Raw genomic sequence first — 17,452 nt, 5'->3', positions numbered from 1 at the left:
GCAAGCAAAGGCTGAAAAACCGTCGCAAGCCCTCTCGCGGTTGCGACGGTGACCGTGCGGTGGCGAGAGCCTTCCTCGCCTAGCGCCAGCCCAGGGCCGGTGCCACATGCTTCAGGATCGATTCGATCACATGGGCATTGTAATCGACGCCCAGCTGGTTGGGCACGGTCAGAAGCAGCGTATCGGCTTCGGCAATCGCCTCGTCCTTGCGCAACTCCTCGATCAGCCTGTCCGGTTCGGCGGCATAGGAGCGACCGAAGATGGCGCGGGTATTGGCGTCGAGATAGCCGATCGAATCCTGATCCTTGCTGCGACCGAAATAGGCAAAGTCACGCTCGTCGGTCAGCGCAAAGATGCTGCGGCTGACGGAGACGCGCGGCGTGCGGCTGTGGCCGGCCTCTGCAAAGGCTTCGCGATAGGCGCGGATCTGCTTGGCCTGCTGGATATGGAAGGCTTCGCCCGTTTCATCGTCCTTCAGCGTCGAGGATTGCAGGTTCATGCCGAGCTTGGCGGCCCACACGGCCGTGGCATTGGAGCCGGCACCCCACCAGATGCGATCGCGCAGTCCTTCCGAATACGGTTCCAGTCTCAGCAGGCCCGGGGGATTGGGGAACATCGGGTTCGGATTGGGCTTGGCAAAGCCTTCACCCTTCAGCGCCTCGAAAAAGACTTGCGCATGGCGCCGGCCCATATCGGCATCGCTTTCGCCCTCGTTTGGCTGATAGCCGAAATGTCGCCAGCCTTCGATCACCTGTTCCGGCGAGCCGCGCGAGATGCCAAGCTGCAACCGGCCTTTGGAGATGAGGTCGGCAGCGCTTGCGTCTTCCACCATGTAAAGCGGGTTTTCATAGCGCATGTCGATGACGCCGGTGCCGATCTCGATTTTGCTGGTGCGTGCGCCGACGGCTGCCAGAAGCGGAAAGGGCGAGGCAAGCTGGCGGGCGAAATGGTGCACGCGGAAATAGGCCCCGTCGGCGCCCAGTTCTTCGGCGGCAACGGCCAGATCGATCGATTGCAAAAGCGTGTCGCCAGCCGAGCGCGTGCCCGATTGCGGGGAGGGCGTCCAATGCCCGAACGACAGAAATCCAATATTTTTCATCAGGTCTCACCCATGTGGGAGGAAAAGAAGGTGACGGCAAAGCAACCGCCGTCCGTTGGGCACAATGTAGAAAGCACCACGCGCCGTTCCAAGCCATGAGATTGTGAACACTGCGTGTCCTTCAGCTGCGTCACGGCAAAGGCGCAAGCGGTCCATCGGCACCGGGCGGAGGAGGAAATATATTCGTATGCGTCTTATTTGCCGGAAACCCCTGACAAACAGCAGGACATCTACAAGTTTCCGCTCTTGAGAAAGGCGATGTTAATACGCCTGTGTCTAATTTAGCGCTGAATTCGGGGGTTTGACATGTTGAGTGCGTTCAGGGCGATTTGTATTGCTGTTTTGATGCTGGTACCCGCTATAGCAGTGGCCGGCGGAAATGACTGGGTTGTGGCCAAAGCCACCAGCCAGGTCACCTATTCTCTGGACACAGAGACCTGGACGCCGTTGAAAAGCGGTGAAGTGGTGCCGAATGCCGCGTGGATTTCCACCGGTTCGCGCGGCCGCGTGCAGCTTGTGCGTGGCGTGGAAAGCATCGCGTTTCAGCCCAATACCCGCGCTGCCATCGTCACCAAGGGCTTCTTCATTTTCCGCAAGACCGTGGTCACCCAGCAGAAAGGCACGCTCGATCTGGAAATCGAAAAGCGTATCTTGCCTCATACCACGGTGCAGACCCCGCATCTGGCCGCCGTGGTCAAGGGCACGATCTTTCATGTTGCGGTCGGTCGAACCACGGCATCCGTGTCCGTGGATCGCGGTCTGGTCCAGGTTACCTCGTTTGCCAGTCGCCAGCGCGCCAATGTCGGTGCAGGCCAAAGGGCAAGCGTGAATGTCAGGCGCGGCATGTCCGTTGCTGCCCAAGGTGCCGCATCGGCACCCAGCGTGAAAACCGTGTCGGCTGCCGCCGCTGGTCGTGCGGTCGTTAGCACGGATGCCATCGAACAGGTCTCCAGCACCACCTCGACATCCTCCTCGCAAGCTGCAGCCGCCAGCTCCAGCTCCAGCTCCAGCTCCAGCGCCAAGGCAGGCAATGTCAATGAAAATGCCAGCGCCAAGGCATCCTCGGCCAAATCCGGCAACAATGGAAAATCGGCGTCGTCCAGTTCATCGGCAAATTCTGGACAGTCGAACAAGTCCGGTAGTCCCGGCAACAGCGGCAATAGCAATAGCAGCAACAGCAGCAACGGCAACAGCGGCAAGGGCAATAACGGCAGGGGTCATGCGCATGGCCATCACAAGAAGAGATAAGTCCGTCATGGCACGTGAACTGCAATGCGGCGGGCATGGTCCCCACCGCGCATGAAGAAGACCGGTGGGCAGAGAGTGGGCACGCATATCGTGAGGATCGCATTGATCCTTTGCGTGCTGCTGATGCCGGTTCTCGGGGCGAACACACGCCTTATCCATCAGATCGATGACGAACTGATTGCCCTGCGGTTTCAGGCTGCACCGCGTGCGGCGTCCGGCAGCATGGTCTTCATCGCCATCGACAAGAAAAGCCTCGACGATATCGGTGTCTGGCCCTGGCCGCGCAGCGTCTATGCCAGTGTCATCGACAAATTGACCGCTGCCGGCGCTGCCGATCTCTTCATCGATGTCGATTTCAGCACGCCATCGTCACCGAGCGAGGACAAACGGCTTGCAAAGGCATTGGCCGATGCCGGCGGTTCCGTGATCCTGCCGGTCTTTCACCAACTGAAAACAGCCGATGCCGCCTCTGACACGGTCCTCACACGGCCCGTCGCAGAACTGGCGGACAATGCCTGGCTTGCCTTTGCCAATGTGATTGCCGACCCCGATGGCGCGGTGCGGTCCTTCATGGCGGGCGGTGATGTCGACGGGACCCCCACCCAGTCCGCACCGGCGGTGCTTGCCCGCAGCGATCGGGTGACGGGACGCCTTCCGATCGACTTTTCCATCGATCCGGCGACCGTGCCGACCTACTCGCTGTCGTCCGTCCTGGATGGAAGCGTCGGCGCAAACGAAATCAATGGACGTGCCGTCGTCGTCGGCGCCTATGCCACCGAACTGAAAGATATCTTTCCGGTGCCGGTCTATGGGCTGATGCCTGGACCGATGCTGCATATCATCGCGGCGGAGACCCTGTTGCAGGGCCGGTTGCTCGAGCCCGCACCGCAATTGCAGATCGACCTGTTCCTGGCTGCGATCATTGCCGCGATGGTTCTTCTGTTGCGCAAGCGCCGCCTTGTTCCCGTGATGGCGGTGTCTGTCGTCCTCTTCGTGGTCGGCGAAGCCGGTGCCTATCTGTTGCAGCGTGACAACGACGTGTTGCTCCACACCACCACCTGGTGGACCATGCTGGGCCTCGGCCTGTTCATGCTGATGAATGAGAAAGTCGACTTTGCCGCGCTGTTGCTAGACATCGCCAAATCCGAGCACCGCAACACCCGCCGTCTGCTGAAACGGATTGTCACCGACAGCACGGACGGGGTGATTGCCTTCGACAACGGGATGCGGGTGATCGAGGAAAGCAAGTCTGTCAGGCCGCTATTGGGTCTGGCCCCGGCCAATGGTCGCGGCGTGCCGCTCGATCTGTTTTTGCCCGTGGCGCTGATGACCCCGGTCGCGGGGCTGGTCAGTCGCTACGCTGTGAACCCCGGAAAAGTCCATTCGCTGACGGTCGACTTTGCCCTCCCGCAATTGGAGCAGGCGCGGCATCTGGAGGCGACGATTACGGTCTCGCCGATCGAAACGAAGAATGACGACGGTATTGAAAGCGACAAGGGCTTTGTCGGATGCCTGATCATTCGCGATGTCACCGCGCATCAACTCTATCAGGACAGGCTGGAGCGGCTGTCGCGTTATGACGACCTGACCGGTTTGTTGAACGGTCGCGAGTTTATCCGTCGCCTCGATGACGTGACAGAGCCCTGCCATGTCGCGGTGCTCGATCTTCATCGCTTCGCCAATGTCAATTCAGCGCTCGGTCGCGATCGCGGTGACCAGCTGCTGAAGGCGGTCGCTGCAAGGCTTGAGCGCGATGCCGTCGACGGTCTGGTGGGACGTTTGGGCGGCGATGTGTTCTGTCTGGCCCTGCCCATGCGCGACGGTTTCAATGAGGCGCAGTTTGCCGAGCGGCTTCTGGATGTTTTCAAACGGCCATTCGAGCTTGGCGGTTCCAGATTGCAGGCGGCCGTCCGGCTCGGCCTTTGCGCCCGTATCAGCAACGAGATCGATGCGGCACGCTCCATTGCCTGTTGCGAGCATGCGCTGCACGATGCCAAGGGCGAAACAGGATCGGCCTGGCGGACCTATGACACCGCATCCGCTGACCGGCGAAACCGCGCCCGCCAGCTGGAACGGGAATTGCACCCGGCTTTCGAAAGAGGCGAATTTTATCTGCTGTACCAGCCGCAGGTGGACCTGAAGAGCGCGGTCATGACCGGTGCCGAAGCGCTGATCCGGTGGCAGAACCGTGAACTTGGCCCCATCTCGCCGGTCGATTTCATCGAGATTGCCGAGGCCAACGGCTTCATCTGCGAACTGGGCGAATGGGTGCTGAACGAAGCCTGCCGCGAGGCCGCCCGCTGGCCGGATGCCCTGACGATTGCGGTCAATGTATCGCCTGTACAGATTCAAAAGGGCGATTTTTTCCGCACTGTCGTGGCGGCGCTTCAGGCAAGCGGGCTTGCCCCGCAACGGCTGCATCTGGAAATCACCGAGACGGCTTTCATCGACGGCCGGGAACGCATTGTCGAGACGGTGACTGCGCTGCGCGAACTCGGCGTCACCATCGCGCTGGACGATTTCGGCACCGGCTATTCGTCGCTGAGCTATGTCGCGGGCTTTCCGCTCGACAAGCTGAAGATCGACCAGTCATTCGTGCGCAAGATCGTGTCCGATCAGACGAGCCTGACCATCGTCCAGACCATCATGTCGATGAGCAATGGTCTCGGTCTCAAGGTTGTGGCGGAAGGTATCGAAACCCGCGACGAATGGCACCTGCTGAGGCTTGCCGGCTGCCAGCAGGGGCAGGGCTATTTCTTCGGCAAGCCGCAATCGGCAGCGGATCTTCTGGCGCTCTATCAAAGGCCGACATGGGATATGGCCGAGGCCTGCTGACCGACACCCCGTAAGAGCCGGACGGCATCGTCGGGCAGCGGCTGCCCTTCGGGCGTATTCTGCGGTCTTATGTAGCAAACGCACCAAGCACATGCGGGGTGGAGAAATGACGACTCCACAACCGCTAACATTTGTGTTTGATTTCACGCATGGCAGGACAGAACAAAATATTCCGCTGGCTATCAACAGTAGAATGGCAGTGGTCTCTTTGGACCTTTGTCAAAGGGACGGGTATCGTGAGTAGTTTTGCGATACCAGCTTGGGCGGCTAGCGCTACTGATATGTTCGGCCAGTACGCCCCGTTTTCTTGGGTCTCGGCGGGGTTTTGTGGTCTTTTATTGGCCGCCTTGATCTATGCTATTTCCGCGCTTGCATACGGGCGAATAGTGAAATCCAGATATAACCAGCTTTTGTTCTCTAAGTCTGGATTTGTCGATCCAATGTTGAAGACTTTTGAAAGCAAGCGGATATTTCTTAGCGAATTTTGCCTGCCATCTGAGCAACATATCGAAGGAAAGGTATTCATTGGCTGCGATATCGTCGGGCCTGCGAATATCATTCTACGGAACAACAATCAGTTGGCTGACCCTCATTTGCCTATATGCGATGCAGTTTTAGTTAGACCTGATAGGAATATTTTAAACGGGATAATCATTGATAGCTGCACATTCAGGCATTGCTCATTCAAGCGAGTGACAATCGTTGTGCCAGAAAATGCTTTCCACCAGTTCGAACATTTGGATTGGCTAAATTGGCTAAATTTAGCGGACCCTCAGACACTCGACGAGGCAGAAGATGGCCAGTCTAGTTCAAATGTAGAGATTGAGAGCCAACCGCAGCTAAGCATTGGAGAAGAAAAGAAGCAGTGAACTTCCCACGGCTTAGCTTATTGCGAATGTTCACTTCTTTCTCATCAACGCCGATCCCGGCCAGCCTCTCCACAAGCTGCGCATAGGTTACACCTTTGCGCTTCAATTCCGCCTTTAGGAGGTTGGCGGCTTTCATTTCCCAATCTGTTTTATCTGTCATGTATAACCTGTGATGCGAAACGTATCGCAAATGATTACATTGCCATTTACTGCTGTGCGTCAAAGTACTATATACGTTACATAAGTAACGGAAAAGATGACGAATGGCGCGGCACTTTCTCCTTTCAGCCGAAGCCCGCACCCTCTCCCTCAAGGAAATCTACAAGGGAGGCGAAGAAAAGGCTTATGAGACCTTCAAGCGCCTGCGCTGGGAAGGTGGCGAACCTGTTTGCCCTAAGTGCGGTTGCCTGGATCACTACGAAATCAAGACCCGCCGCAAGTTCAAGTGCGCTGCCTGCCATGCTCAGTATTCGGTTACGTCCGGTACGATCTTCGCAAGCCGCAAGCTTGGCTTCTGTGACCTGCTGGCCGCGATCTGGACGTGCAGTACAAGACGGCATGGGTTCTTGCTCACAAGCTGCGCGAAGCTCTGGCCGTTGAAACAGCCGAGGAAGTCTTCGACAGCGAAGTCGAGATTGACGGCGCTTACTTCGGTGGTCACGTCCGCCCTGAGAACCGCAAGGACCGCCGCTTCAAGTAGAACCAGTCAGACCGCCGCCGCGTCGTTATCGCTCTTCGTGAGCGTCAGGGCCGCACCATTACCTTTGTTCGCAAGTCGGAAGCCGAAGGCGTCGAAATCGCCAAGGCACGCATTGCCGCAAAGGCCATGATCTTCGCTGACGAAGCCACACATTGGGACGCGCTGGAAATGCATTGCGAAACTGGCCGCATCGACCACAGCGAACTCTACAGCGAGTGCAACGGCAAGCACACCAATTCGGTTGAAAGCTACTTCTCGCGCCTTCGCCGCATGGTCGGTGGCCAGCACCACCATGTTTCACACAAGTACCTCTACCAGTACGCGAACCACGCCGCTTGGATGGAAGATCACCGCCGTCGCTCAAATGGCGCGAATGCCTTCGGCCTTCTCGGCGCTTCGCTTTCGCACCCGGTTAGCCGGAATTGGAAGGGCTATTGGCAGCGCTCTATCTAAGAATGCAGCAAGGACTCAAGCGAAATTCTAACTGCCTCTTTGTCTGGAGCGGGAAGAGATTTTACTGAAATCAAAAATGCAATCATCTCTTCAACGACATCAAGAGGCATCTTCCCAAGTACCTCAGCCTTATAAAGATCAAGCTTTGCATCAGTATATCGGACCAAGAGTGAGAAGCTGATTGCCGTCACACCAGTTTCCGATTTTGGTAGGCACGGTATTCGCTCACAAACAACTGATAGGCAATCCCTGTAGTTAGGGTCTGAATTTAGGAAGATAAATTTCCCTGATGTCTCCCCATCGGGGATGCATACACAAAAATGATATTTTGTGTATCCTGCAGACGGAGCGTATATTTTTACTACGTCTCCGATCTGCATAGCTAAATATTTTCGGAAAAGAACTTTACATCCATGGCCTTTTCAATGCTTGGAACATCAAAAAGCATAGCGTAACTCATATCAAAAGATTTGACATCGTCATCATCTTCCCACGCATCTACATACGCCGGGTCTTCATGAGTAAGCTTTCTAATTTGTGAAAAGCCAAGAGATTTAACGGTTACAAAAGATTCTGACAGTGCTTCTATATCGCTTTCCGATAATATGCTCTCGTCATAAGGGCGAGTGGCGTCCTTAAACTGATTAATTGTCGGACTTTGTCTTATCTTTGTCCAAGGGAACCCCCGCAGATCTGGGTCTCCCTTTAGCAGATCATAGACATTCGAAGGAACCGGCCCATGCTTCATCGCTGAGTAACGGTCGAATGTAATAGGGCGACCGTACTCGTTCAAATGCCGCCTATCGGCCAAAAAAACAGATTTAACAATATCATACTGGCTCGCAAATTTATTTGTCCTATCTGCTTCAGAAATCAGAAACACGACGGACTCAAAAATTTTCGATTCATTCGGCTTGATATAAACAATAGGCGCTTTCATACGCATTATCTCAATCCCATTGGGAGCGTCGTTTAGTTACTAACGTAGTTCAACGCGTTTTCCATGCAATAACATAGTGCGTGGCAGTTGAAAACAAAAGCTCACTCGGAAACGAGATCGCCTGACTTTAACAGTAAAAATGACACAGACTAGTTAACCCCGCCGTTCCCAACTTATATTCCCCTTGGCGTCTGCAACGCCCCTTACCAGGCCTTCGGCCTTCATAGACCGGAGGGCTTTGCTTACCCGCTTGGTGAGGTCGGATATATATTTTCGGTCCCTCGCGTCCTCGCCACGCATGGCAACGATTGTCTGCGCAATATCGCGGCTGGATAGCGGCCCTTCTGCGTGCCGTAGTTCGCCCATGATGGCCCGAGAATGCTCACCACGCCCAAAGATTACTTCGCGCTTCTGGCGAGGCATGGCGGCGTCTAGATCGCCAGTGTAGCCCAATACGGAGAGAGTGCGGTCTATTGCGCCTATGTCGTTCTTGATTTCGGCTAGGCGGTCGCGAATGCGTTCGGCTTCGTTGAATAGGTCGGCTCGTTTAGCGAGAAGGCCGGTTATCGTGTGGTCAATGGTTTCCGTTCTTGCCGGTTTGTATGTGTCCATGGTCTAATTCTCCTTTTGGTGGAGGGGAACCAATGTCACAACAAGTCATATGCTCGGCAATCGCGGCTAAACACGTTCTTTCGTTCCGATACAAAAATATCGTCAGAACCGTCGAGCCTCATCTTCTTGGGTCTGACAGCGATGGCGACTTGACCCTGAGTGCATGGCAGCTTTCAGGAACTGGCCAAGGCTGGCGCGATTTTCACGTTTCCAAGCTATCCGGGCTAACCACAACTGAACGAACCTTCTCAGGGCCAAGGGCCGGATATAATCGATGGGATGAGACCATAGACCGTGTGGTTTGCCGTCTTTGAACCCACCACAGCTGAACCGCTTAGGAAACTTGGCCGGTAACGAGTGAAGCGAGCATGATGACCAATGATCGTGGAACATTGGCGCACCTCCTATTCTGTTGCTAGATTGTTGGAATTGCTATATATTTCCTTGGTGCTCTTGCTACATAAGGCCGGAATTCCGTTTTCAGGCCTGCCCCTTGACCTTCCCATGATGGGAAGCTCCATCTACTGTGCATGAGGTGCACAAGATGACTGATCAAGCAAAGCCAACTTCTCCGTTCCAGCCGATCACCTTGTCGGTGACGGGCATGAGCTGTGCGTCCTGCGTACGCCGCGTCGAGCAGGCCGCCGGCAATGTGGATGGCGTATCGGCCAGCGCGGTGAATTATGCCGGCGAGACATTGACGGTGACGCCGGGTGAGGGGTTTTCAGCAAAGGCCCTGATCGCCGCGGTCGAACGGGCCGGCTATGCGGTGAAGCCGGAGACGGTGGAACTGGAGATCGACGGCATGACCTGCGCCTCCTGCGTGGCGCGGGTGGAAAAGGCGTTGGCCGCTCTGCCCTCCGTCGCCGCCGTATCGGTGAACCTTGCCAATAATATCGCAACCGTATCGGCGATCGGCGGCAAGGATCAGAGACCGGCGCTGATCGAGGCGGTGAAAAAGGCCGGCTATGACGCCAGGGCGAAATCGGCAGGCACAGGCGAAAGCCGCGAGCAAAAGCGCGCCGAGGAGATCCGTGGCCTGGCACGCGATTTCTGGGCAGCGCTAGTGCTGACGATCCCCGTCTTCATCATGGAAATGGGCGGTCATATCTATCCGCCATTCCATCATTGGCTAATCGGCATGGTGCCCGCATTCTGGCTGAACGTGAGCCAGGCGGTGCTGGCCACGGCTGTTCTGGCCGGACCGGGCCGGCGCTTCTTCGTCATTGGCGTGCCGGCGCTCTTGCGCGGCGGGCCGGAGATGAATTCGCTGGTCGCCCTGGGGGCGGGGGCTGCCTACCTCTATTCGCTGGTGGCGACCTTTGCGCCGGATATTTTGCCGCTCGAGGCGCGCCACGTCTATTACGAGGCAGCCGTGGTGATCGTGACCCTGATCCTGCTCGGCCGCCTGTTTGAGGCACGTGCCAAGGGTCGGACCGGCGAGGCGATTGCCAAATTGTCTGCCCTTGCGCCGAAGACGGCGCGGGTGGAGCGCGACGGAGCGGTCCGGGACGTGGCCGTGGATGATGTCGCGGTCGGCGATATCGTGCTGATCCGTCCGGGAGAGCGTCTGCCGGTGGATGGAACCGTGGTCGACGGCCATTCCCACGTGGACGAGGCGATGATTTCGGGCGAGCCGGTGCCGGTGGAGAAAACCGAAGGTGCCGGGGTGATCGGCGGCACGATCAACGGCAATGGCACGTTCCGCTACCGCGTCGACAAGGTTGGCGCCGACATGATGTTGTCGCAGATCATCCGCATGGTCGGTGAAGCGCAAGGGGCAAAGCTGCCGATCCAGGCCACCATCGACAAGGTGACCGGCTGGTTTGTGCCGGCGGTCATGGCAGCATCGGCGCTGACCTTCGCGGTCTGGCTGTGGCTGGGGCCGGAGCCATCGCTTTCCTATGCGCTGGTCAATGCGGTGGCGGTGCTGATCATTGCCTGCCCCTGCGCCATGGGACTGGCGACACCGGTGTCGATCATGGTGGGCACCGGCCGTGCCGCCGAACTGGGAGTTCTGTTTCGAAAAGGCGAGGCCATGCAGCGGCTCTTTGAGATCGACACGATCGTACTGGACAAGACCGGGACGCTGACCAAGGGCAAACCGGAGCTGACCGATATTCTGACCGCACGGGGCCTGGACGAGGCTGACTGCCTGATGCTGGCGGCAAGCGTGGAAGCGCGCTCGGAACACCCGCTGGGCGAGGCGGTGGTGCGGGCAGCCGAGGCCCGCGCCCTGACGCTGCTCAAGGCCGAGGGGCTGGAAGCGGTGACCGGCTACGGCATTGCCGCCACCGTGGATGGCCGCCGGGTGGAGATCGGCGCGAGGCGCTATATGGACAAGCTCGGTTATGGCGAAAGCGCAGATATCGCCACCGACGAGCGCGCCGAAACGCTGGATGCTGCTGTCGATCGCCTGGCCTCTGAGGGCAAGACGACGGTGTTTCTGGCGATTGACGGAAAAGTGGCAGCCGTTCTCGCCATTGCGGATCCCTTGAAGGCCGACAGCGTTGATGCCGTTGAGGCATTGAAACGTCTGGGACTGACGGTGGTGATGGCAACCGGTGACAATCTGAAAACCGCCAATGCGATTGCAGGCCTTGCCGGCATCGACACGGTGGCAGCCGACCTTTTGCCGGAGGGCAAGGTGGAGGCCATCAAGGCGATGAAGGCCAGGGGCCGGACGGTGGCCTTTGTCGGCGACGGCATGAACGATGCGCCGGCACTGGCGGCAGCCGATACCGGCATTGCCATCGGCACGGGCACGGATGTGGCGATCGAGAGCGCCGATACGGTTCTCTCAAGCGGCGATCTGGCCGGCGCCGTCCATGCCGTCGAGATCGGCCGGGCGGTGATGCGCAATATCAGGCAAAACCTTTTCTGGGCCTTCGGCTACAATATCTTGCTTATCCCGGTTGCGGCGGGCTTTTTGTATCCCGCTTATGGCGTGCTGTTGTCACCGATGATCGGGGCCGGCGCCATGGGATTATCCAGCGTGTTTGTCGTGACCAATGCGCTGAGACTGAAGCGAGCCGGCGTGAGCTCCATCGGGGGATCGACACAGGAGAAGTCTGCATGAATATCGGGCAAGCGGCAGAGGCATCGGGAATCTCGGCCAAGATGATCCGCTATTATGAGGAAATCGGCCTGGTGCGCCCGGCGCATCGCACCGATTCCAATTACCGCATCTATAGCACCGACGAGGTGAACCGGCTGCGCTTCGTCAAGCGCTCGCGCATGCTGGGTTTTTCGCTGGCCGAGACCGAACAACTGCTGAAACTGTGGGATGACAAGGACCGGGCGAGCGTGGAAGTGAAGGCGCTGGCGACGGCCCATATCCGCGAGATGGAAGACAAGATCGCCGCCATGCAGGACATGGTGACCCAGCTGAAGGATCTGGCGGATTGCTGCCAGGGCAATAATCGCCCGCATTGCCCCATTCTGGCCGAGCTGGGTGGGGGCGAAGACAGTGGCCGGCAGGCGAAGCCGAAGACGAGGCAGCAGGCGTGATGGCTGAAGCCACGCCTGGCCTGCGACACGGTGTCCTGTCTACCGGCAATGGCTTGACCTTCCAGCAAAGGCAAGGCGCATGACTGCGCCAAGCTTTGCCAATTCAAAAAGAACGGACCGATGAGCGAAAAGACGATCTTTCATGTCGAAGACATGAGCTGTGGCCATTGCGAAAAGACCATTCGCCAGGCCTTGATCGAGGCCCTGCCGAACGCCGCCGTCGACATGGATCTGACCGGCCAGACCGTAAGCGTTGCCGGCGATGCCGCCATGGCAAGGGCGGCGATTGCCGGAGCCGGCTATACGCCCGTGGCGGCAAGACACTGACTTGAGGACAGGTTCCGGATCCCATCGCAGCGAAGCAGATAGTGCCGCGGGGATCGGCTGGCAGGCCGGTTTGGTTGTATGCTACCTGAATTGCCTGGCAAGATCTTGCGAAGATCGTTTGAAAACAATGCTGTCTTGCATGCCGGATTAACGCTAGGGTTGCATCGATCGAGCGGGGGTGATTCGATGCGGCCAACCATGCTGATAACACTCGGACTGTGGACGGTGAGTGCCGGTGCCTCCCGGGGCGATGACGGCAATCTGTTCTTCTACGAAAAGACGATCGCCAGCATGGCGCAATGCCATGACGTCTATACCGCCCACACGCCGGACTGGAAGAGCCGCGAGAATTTCGTCCGCCGCGCCCTGCCGGGCGGGCGCGAACTGATTTCCCAATGCGTGCCCGACGGGGTGAGCGAACTCTATTGCGACCCCGGCTCCAAGCTCTCGGTGGTCTCGATCCTCGTCGACGAAACCGTCCCCGCCTGCCACGACATCACACCCCGGCTGACCGTGCGCGAGGTGGAGGCACTGCATCTGCTGCGGCCGGACAAACCAAAGCAGGATGCAGCGATGCGGCCGGATGATTTGGGCGTGGTAACGGCGCGGTAGGGGGATGGTCTGGGGTTGCCGTTCGTAGGGCGCGCGATAGATTAGCGACACCGAACGCGCCGAAGGATTGCTTCGTAACGTTCGCGACAAGCGCCTTACCGATCGGCGAATTGGTGAGACCGGTTTCGGCTACACAGAAGGCAAAAAGCTCGAAAAAAGAGGAAAAAGATGTATCTTTGCTTCTTTGATTGGGGAGGCTGAAAATGTGGAAAATAATTACCTTGCATAGGGATTCGCAGTCAAATGGGCAGTGGAAAGAACTGCAATCTACTTTTGAGACCGCGTTCGCTGCGGCAGGGATGCCACCGAAAGCCGCAATGTACTGCAACCGGCAATTTGACCAAAATGAAGTAGTGTTTTATTTTTCTCCCGCGGGCGCCGAACTAATTCGATCGATATTGAAGCGACTTTCAGCGGAAGATGGGGAAGCACCCGCAGCAGAAGACGTCACTTTGCTTGTCGGGCATAACGACGCCCAAGACACATCAGCGATGACATAGTTTGGAACCCGACTGTTTGCAGGTAGAAGTTGATCTAGATTCGGAAGAGTTAGAAAGCCGATTATTCACAGTTGGAGCGAGCGCGCTAGAACGATTACCTGATGCGGATAAATACCGCGTGCAAGGGGTTAAACCCGCGGCCACTATCTTTATAAAGCTCTATGTATCTGTAATTAATCCTTTGATCCCTGTTTCAGCCATCTCTGGCGATATCGCCTAGTTTTCAGCTTTTCACTGCCAGCCTGTCGCGAAGCAGTACGCATTTTTGCACCTCGGTACGCCACGCCTACAAAATAGGAAAATAATCCTTGACGGCGTGACGGTGGTTTGGTAGGGTTCAGGCATCGTCAAAGAAGTGTGCTTGGGTGGCCTTTCGGGGCTGATACCGGCAGGCTGTTTTGGCTTTTGCGAGCGCCCTTTTGACGGGGTGTAGTTGATGGCGCTGCCTGTGGGTGGCGCTTTTTTCGTTGAGCGGAGTGCGTGATGAGCGATCCGGATCCTTTCGATCCGGGGCGGGTGGACCTTGCATTGTTCGGGCCGTGGCCCGTGCAGGCGCAAGAGGTGTCGCTTGCGCCGGATGTTTCGCTGTTCGAGGCGCTGGAAATCAAGTCGGTGGCGACGCGCAGCGAGCGCGACGCGCTGGTGGTGCTTTTGAACGACCTGACCGCGGAAATGCGCGACCAGTTTGACCTGCACCGGCAATTGCGGGCGGCAGCGCAGGGCTGGCTGTCGGCCGAAGGACAGGCGGGCGGCGAGCCGGATGGGACAGCGGCCAAGGCAGCGCGCGGCGACCTGAAGGCGGTGACCGATGCCATGCAGGCGATCGTGCGCACGCTGGAAAAGATCGACGCCTTGCAGCGGCAACTGGCACGAGACCGCGCCGAGGCTGCGGAGCTTGGCGAGGAGGAAAGCGATGCCGATATCCGCGCCCGGATCGAGGCTCTTATCGACGCCAGAGCGCGGGAACGCGCAAGGCTCTGGCTGGCCGCTTCCCCCGGCGATGGTGGCGGGCTTCTGGCCGGTGGCGCAAGGCACGGTGTGGCTGGTGGTGCCGACGCGGCTGGAGAGGCGACAGCCGCGACGGTGTGAGGCGGTTGAGGGCAGCGACGGCGCGCTTGCCGATGAAGCCGAGGCTGTCGGTGACTGTCTCTCTGAGGTCGAACCTGTCCCGCATCCGCCTGCCGACGCAGCCTCCCCTGAGGCGGGGAACTGGAACGGGACGCCGGCGCTGAACGCGCCGTCGTCGGACGGGGCGGCGGGACTGGCGCTTTTCGGCGAGCCGGTGTCGCGGGCGGCAGCGCTTCGGATCGGGTCGGACTGGCGCTTGCTGGGGCGGGCAGACCAGATGGCGCCGGCAGGCGCCTGGCGGCAATGGCTGCTGATGGGCGGTCGCGGATCGGGCAAGACGCGGGCCGGTGCGGAATGGGTGCATTCTCTGGCAAGCCGGGCCGAGCGCTCCGACCTGCGGATCGCGCTGGTGGCGGAGACCCTGGGCGATGCCCGCGAGGTGATGCTGGACGGTTTGTCCGGTATCTGCCGGGTGGCGCGCTGGCGTCGCCCCGAGGTGGAGATTTCGCGGCGACGGCTGGTCTGGCCCAATGGCGCGGTGGCACAGCTGTTTTCATCCGAAGATCCCGAAAGCCTGCGCGGTCCGCAATTTCACTTCGCCTGGTGCGATGAACTGGCCAAATGGAAATATGCCGAAGAGACCTTCGACATGCTGCAATTCGGTTTGCGGCTGGGCGAGGCGCCGCGCCTGCTGGCCACCACCACGCCGCGCCCGGTGCCGCTGGTCAAACGGCTGATGGCCGATGCCGCAACCGTGGTGACACGGATTTCGACGCGCTCCAACAGCGACCACCTCTCCCCGGATTTTATCGCCGCCATGGAGGCCCGCTATGCCGGATCGCGGCTCGGACGCCAGGAGCTGGACGGCGAACTGATCGAGGATCGCGAGGACGCCCTGTGGCGGCGCGACCGGCTGGAGGCGCTGGTGGTGAAGGCCCATGGCCCGTTGCAGCGGATCGTGATCGGCGTCGACCCGCCCTCCGGAACCGGCGCCTTGTCCTGCTGCGGGATCGTGGCGGCGGCGCTGGAGGAAAGCGGGCGAGCCGTGGTGCTTGCCGATGGTTCGGTATCGGGCCGCAGCCCTGCCGGCTGGGCGGGGGCCGTGGCACGGCTTTATCATCGCTTCGAGGCCGATCGTGTCATTGCCGAGGTCAACCAGGGCGGGGCCATGGTGGCCGAAGTGCTGCGCAGCGTGGAGGCCGGACTGCCGGTGACAATGGTAAGGGCGATGCGCGGCAAGTTCCTGCGCGCCGAACCGGTGGCAGCCCTCTACGAGCAGGCAAGGGTGGTCCATGCCGGACGGTTTGCCGATCTGGAAGACCAGATGTGCGACTTCGGCCCCGACGGATTATCCTCCGGCCGTTCGCCCGACCGGCTGGACGCACTGGTCTGGGCGCTGACGGCGCTGATGCTGGATCGCGGTGGCGAGCCGCGGGTGAGGGGGATGTGAAGGCGGCCGCACACCGTGGGGCCTAGTTGTGGAGACGCAGGCGCTCGGCAATGAGACCGAAGCGTGTGCCGCGGCCGACGACCGTCAATGGGTCTGCGGGCGCGAGCAGCTGACGAAAATCATCGGGAATGTCGCAGACGCGGTCGAACGCGAATATCAGTCCCTCGAATTCGACCGGCATGCGGCAACGGCTGGAACCGCTGCGATCGGCACGGGAGACGGTGAGGTTGAGTTGCGTTTCATGGCCGGCGACGACGGCAAGCAGCATCGGGCCGCTGACGACCACGAGGACATAGCCGATCCAGAACCCGAACAGCGGCGACATCAAGATGGTGATGCCGGTCTTGAACCAGCCTCCGCCGAGGCGGTGCCGGGCGCTGATCGTCAACCACAGCATCAAGGCCGCAAAGACGACGCCGGTGACAAGGCCGGGCAGGTGGGCAAGCGCCAGCCAGTCCGGTGCGGGAATGAAGGCAAAGCCGAACACCTTGGCGAGGATCGGCATGAGGACGATCAGGAGCACCGATAAATAGAGATAGGCCTTCCATTTTGCCTTCGGCTTTGTCGTTGGCGCTCCGGGCCACATGTCCATCGATTTATTCCGAATGCGTTTCGGCAGGTGGTCTGCAGGGTGAGGATGAAGAGAGGTGTGAGGATCTGCGATCCGGGTGCCCTGCCTACCGAGAATCGCCGTTCAGATAAAGAGCGGGCCTGTGTTGCAGATGAAAATCTCCACCCAATCCCCTCCCCACAAGGGGAAGGGGCAAGGCAGGACGGAGGAGAGTTTGGGCCTTTGCTCAACCGGCGTTCGAACCTGTCGGAACAAGCGTCCCCTGATGAAACAGCATCTGCCAGCGCGCGCCATCCTGTTTCCAGATGGAACTGCGCAGGGCGCAGCGCTCCGATCCGTCGGCGCTTCGGCGGATGGTTCGGTAGGTCAGCAGCACTGCATCAGCCGAAATGGCTGTCAGGACATAAGTGTCGGTGAGGAGTTCGCCCGAAGTCTCGTCGGGATCTTCTGCAAGCAAAAGCTCGATGATCCCGGCGCGGTGATAGACGGTGCCCGATGCGCCGAACTCGACAAAGTCGGGCGCCAGCAGGGCGTCCAGCGCATCGCGTGAAGTGCGGATCTCCGGCTGGTGAAGAGACTGCTCGAGGGCGCGAATCTCGGCCAGAAGGTTGGATGGATCGCTCATGACGGCCGCTGCTCTTTCGATGTCGTTGCACAG

The 17,452-nt window shown here is 59.0% G+C and carries 18 protein-coding genes and 1 pseudogene; 12 read left to right on the top strand and 7 right to left on the bottom strand.

Going from position 1 to position 17,452, the window contains the following annotated elements; translation table 11 throughout:
• Positions 1 to 79 precede the first annotated feature (79 nt).
• A complete protein-coding gene (locus ACQQ2Q_RS02255; RefSeq protein ID WP_428185395.1) occupies positions 80 to 1,099 on the bottom strand; it encodes an LLM class flavin-dependent oxidoreductase in 1,020 nt (339 codons plus the stop codon).
• Between the two features lie 306 nt (positions 1,100 to 1,405).
• On the opposite strand from ACQQ2Q_RS02255, the gene ACQQ2Q_RS02250 reads away from it, so the two are divergent.
• The 3 genes from ACQQ2Q_RS02250 to ACQQ2Q_RS02240 all read left to right on the top strand — a co-directional run bounded on the left by ACQQ2Q_RS02250 (position 1,406) and on the right by ACQQ2Q_RS02240 (position 6,051).
• Positions 1,406 to 2,347 (top strand): hypothetical protein, encoded by a 942-nt coding sequence (locus tag ACQQ2Q_RS02250; RefSeq protein WP_428185394.1) that lies wholly within the window; start codon positions 1,406 to 1,408, stop codon positions 2,345 to 2,347.
• A 51-nt stretch (positions 2,348 to 2,398) separates the two neighbouring features.
• Entirely contained in the window at positions 2,399 to 5,182 is a 2,784-nt protein-coding gene (locus ACQQ2Q_RS02245; RefSeq protein ID WP_428185393.1) for an EAL domain-containing protein, read from the top strand.
• Positions 5,183 to 5,331: 149 nt separating this feature from the next.
• Positions 5,332 to 6,051: a hypothetical protein gene (locus tag ACQQ2Q_RS02240; RefSeq protein WP_428185392.1), complete on the top strand. Its 720-nt coding sequence runs from the start codon at positions 5,332 to 5,334 to the stop codon at positions 6,049 to 6,051.
• On the opposite strand, the gene ACQQ2Q_RS02235 is transcribed toward ACQQ2Q_RS02240, so the two are convergent.
• Entirely contained in the window at positions 5,987 to 6,187 is a 201-nt protein-coding gene (locus ACQQ2Q_RS02235) for a DUF6471 domain-containing protein (RefSeq protein ID WP_428186460.1), read from the bottom strand. The genes ACQQ2Q_RS02240 and ACQQ2Q_RS02235 overlap by 65 nt on opposite strands.
• Positions 6,188 to 6,314: 127 nt before the next feature.
• Here ACQQ2Q_RS02235 and ACQQ2Q_RS02230 point away from each other — a divergent pair.
• A pseudogene (locus ACQQ2Q_RS02230) lies at positions 6,315 to 7,204 on the top strand (IS1595 family transposase).
• Here the strand turns inward: ACQQ2Q_RS02230 and ACQQ2Q_RS02225 are convergent.
• The 3 genes from ACQQ2Q_RS02225 to ACQQ2Q_RS02215 all read right to left on the bottom strand — a co-directional run bounded on the left by ACQQ2Q_RS02225 (position 7,201) and on the right by ACQQ2Q_RS02215 (position 8,756).
• The gene (locus ACQQ2Q_RS02225) at positions 7,201 to 7,395 is read right to left on the bottom strand and encodes a hypothetical protein (protein ID WP_428185391.1); all 195 of its coding nucleotides are present in this window, start codon (positions 7,393 to 7,395) and stop codon (positions 7,201 to 7,203) included. The pseudogene ACQQ2Q_RS02230 and the gene ACQQ2Q_RS02225 overlap by 4 nt on opposite strands.
• Before the next feature lie 191 nt (positions 7,396 to 7,586).
• Positions 7,587 to 8,150: a Panacea domain-containing protein gene (locus ACQQ2Q_RS02220; protein ID WP_428185390.1), complete on the bottom strand. Its 564-nt coding sequence runs from the start codon at positions 8,148 to 8,150 to the stop codon at positions 7,587 to 7,589.
• Positions 8,151 to 8,297: 147 nt separating this feature from the next.
• Positions 8,298 to 8,756 carry a hypothetical protein gene (locus tag ACQQ2Q_RS02215; RefSeq protein ID WP_428185389.1) on the bottom strand — a complete coding sequence of 153 codons (459 nt, stop codon included), beginning with the start codon at positions 8,754 to 8,756 and terminating at the stop codon, positions 8,298 to 8,300.
• On the opposite strand from ACQQ2Q_RS02215, the gene ACQQ2Q_RS02210 reads away from it, so the two are divergent.
• The 8 genes from ACQQ2Q_RS02210 to ACQQ2Q_RS02175 all read left to right on the top strand — a co-directional run bounded on the left by ACQQ2Q_RS02210 (position 8,747) and on the right by ACQQ2Q_RS02175 (position 16,223).
• Positions 8,747 to 9,070: a WYL domain-containing protein gene (locus tag ACQQ2Q_RS02210; RefSeq protein WP_428185388.1), complete on the top strand. Its 324-nt coding sequence runs from the start codon at positions 8,747 to 8,749 to the stop codon at positions 9,068 to 9,070. The two genes, ACQQ2Q_RS02215 and ACQQ2Q_RS02210, sit on opposite strands and share 10 nt — an antisense overlap.
• Positions 9,071 to 9,300: 230 nt before the next feature.
• Positions 9,301 to 11,835, top strand: a complete 2,535-nt coding sequence (locus tag ACQQ2Q_RS02205; protein WP_428185387.1) for a heavy metal translocating P-type ATPase — start codon at positions 9,301 to 9,303, stop codon at positions 11,833 to 11,835.
• Entirely contained in the window at positions 11,832 to 12,266 is a 435-nt protein-coding gene (gene cueR, locus ACQQ2Q_RS02200) for a Cu(I)-responsive transcriptional regulator (RefSeq protein ID WP_428185386.1), read from the top strand. The genes ACQQ2Q_RS02205 and cueR overlap by 4 nt, the downstream gene beginning before the upstream one ends.
• A gap of 120 nt (positions 12,267 to 12,386) precedes the next feature.
• On the top strand, positions 12,387 to 12,593 hold the full coding sequence (locus ACQQ2Q_RS02195; protein WP_428185385.1) for a heavy-metal-associated domain-containing protein: 207 nt from the start codon (positions 12,387 to 12,389) through the stop codon (positions 12,591 to 12,593).
• A gap of 198 nt (positions 12,594 to 12,791) precedes the next feature.
• Positions 12,792 to 13,205: a hypothetical protein gene (locus ACQQ2Q_RS02190; RefSeq protein ID WP_428185384.1), complete on the top strand. Its 414-nt coding sequence runs from the start codon at positions 12,792 to 12,794 to the stop codon at positions 13,203 to 13,205.
• A gap of 203 nt (positions 13,206 to 13,408) precedes the next feature.
• Positions 13,409 to 13,705 (top strand): hypothetical protein, encoded by a 297-nt coding sequence (locus ACQQ2Q_RS02185; RefSeq protein WP_428185383.1) that lies wholly within the window; start codon positions 13,409 to 13,411, stop codon positions 13,703 to 13,705.
• Positions 13,706 to 14,188: 483 nt separating this feature from the next.
• The gene (locus ACQQ2Q_RS02180) at positions 14,189 to 14,794 is read left to right on the top strand and encodes a hypothetical protein (protein WP_428185382.1); all 606 of its coding nucleotides are present in this window, start codon (positions 14,189 to 14,191) and stop codon (positions 14,792 to 14,794) included.
• Positions 14,706 to 16,223: a DNA-packaging protein gene (locus tag ACQQ2Q_RS02175; RefSeq protein ID WP_428185381.1), complete on the top strand. Its 1,518-nt coding sequence runs from the start codon at positions 14,706 to 14,708 to the stop codon at positions 16,221 to 16,223. The genes ACQQ2Q_RS02180 and ACQQ2Q_RS02175 overlap by 89 nt, the downstream gene beginning before the upstream one ends.
• A gap of 22 nt (positions 16,224 to 16,245) precedes the next feature.
• On the opposite strand, the gene ACQQ2Q_RS02170 is transcribed toward ACQQ2Q_RS02175, so the two are convergent.
• On the bottom strand, positions 16,246 to 16,815 hold the full coding sequence (locus ACQQ2Q_RS02170) for a hypothetical protein (RefSeq protein ID WP_428185380.1): 570 nt from the start codon (positions 16,813 to 16,815) through the stop codon (positions 16,246 to 16,248).
• 205 nt (positions 16,816 to 17,020) lie between these two features.
• A complete protein-coding gene (locus ACQQ2Q_RS02165) occupies positions 17,021 to 17,419 on the bottom strand; it encodes a DUF4440 domain-containing protein (RefSeq protein ID WP_428185379.1) in 399 nt (132 codons plus the stop codon).
• Between the last annotated feature and the right edge of the window lie 33 nt (positions 17,420 to 17,452).

This window comes from Agrobacterium sp. ES01 (genome assembly GCF_050320885.1).
In the GTDB taxonomy this organism is placed as follows: domain Bacteria; phylum Pseudomonadota; class Alphaproteobacteria; order Rhizobiales; family Rhizobiaceae; genus Allorhizobium.
The sequence above is the reverse complement of the archived record's forward strand: the minus strand, read 5'-3'. Positions and strand labels throughout refer to the sequence as shown.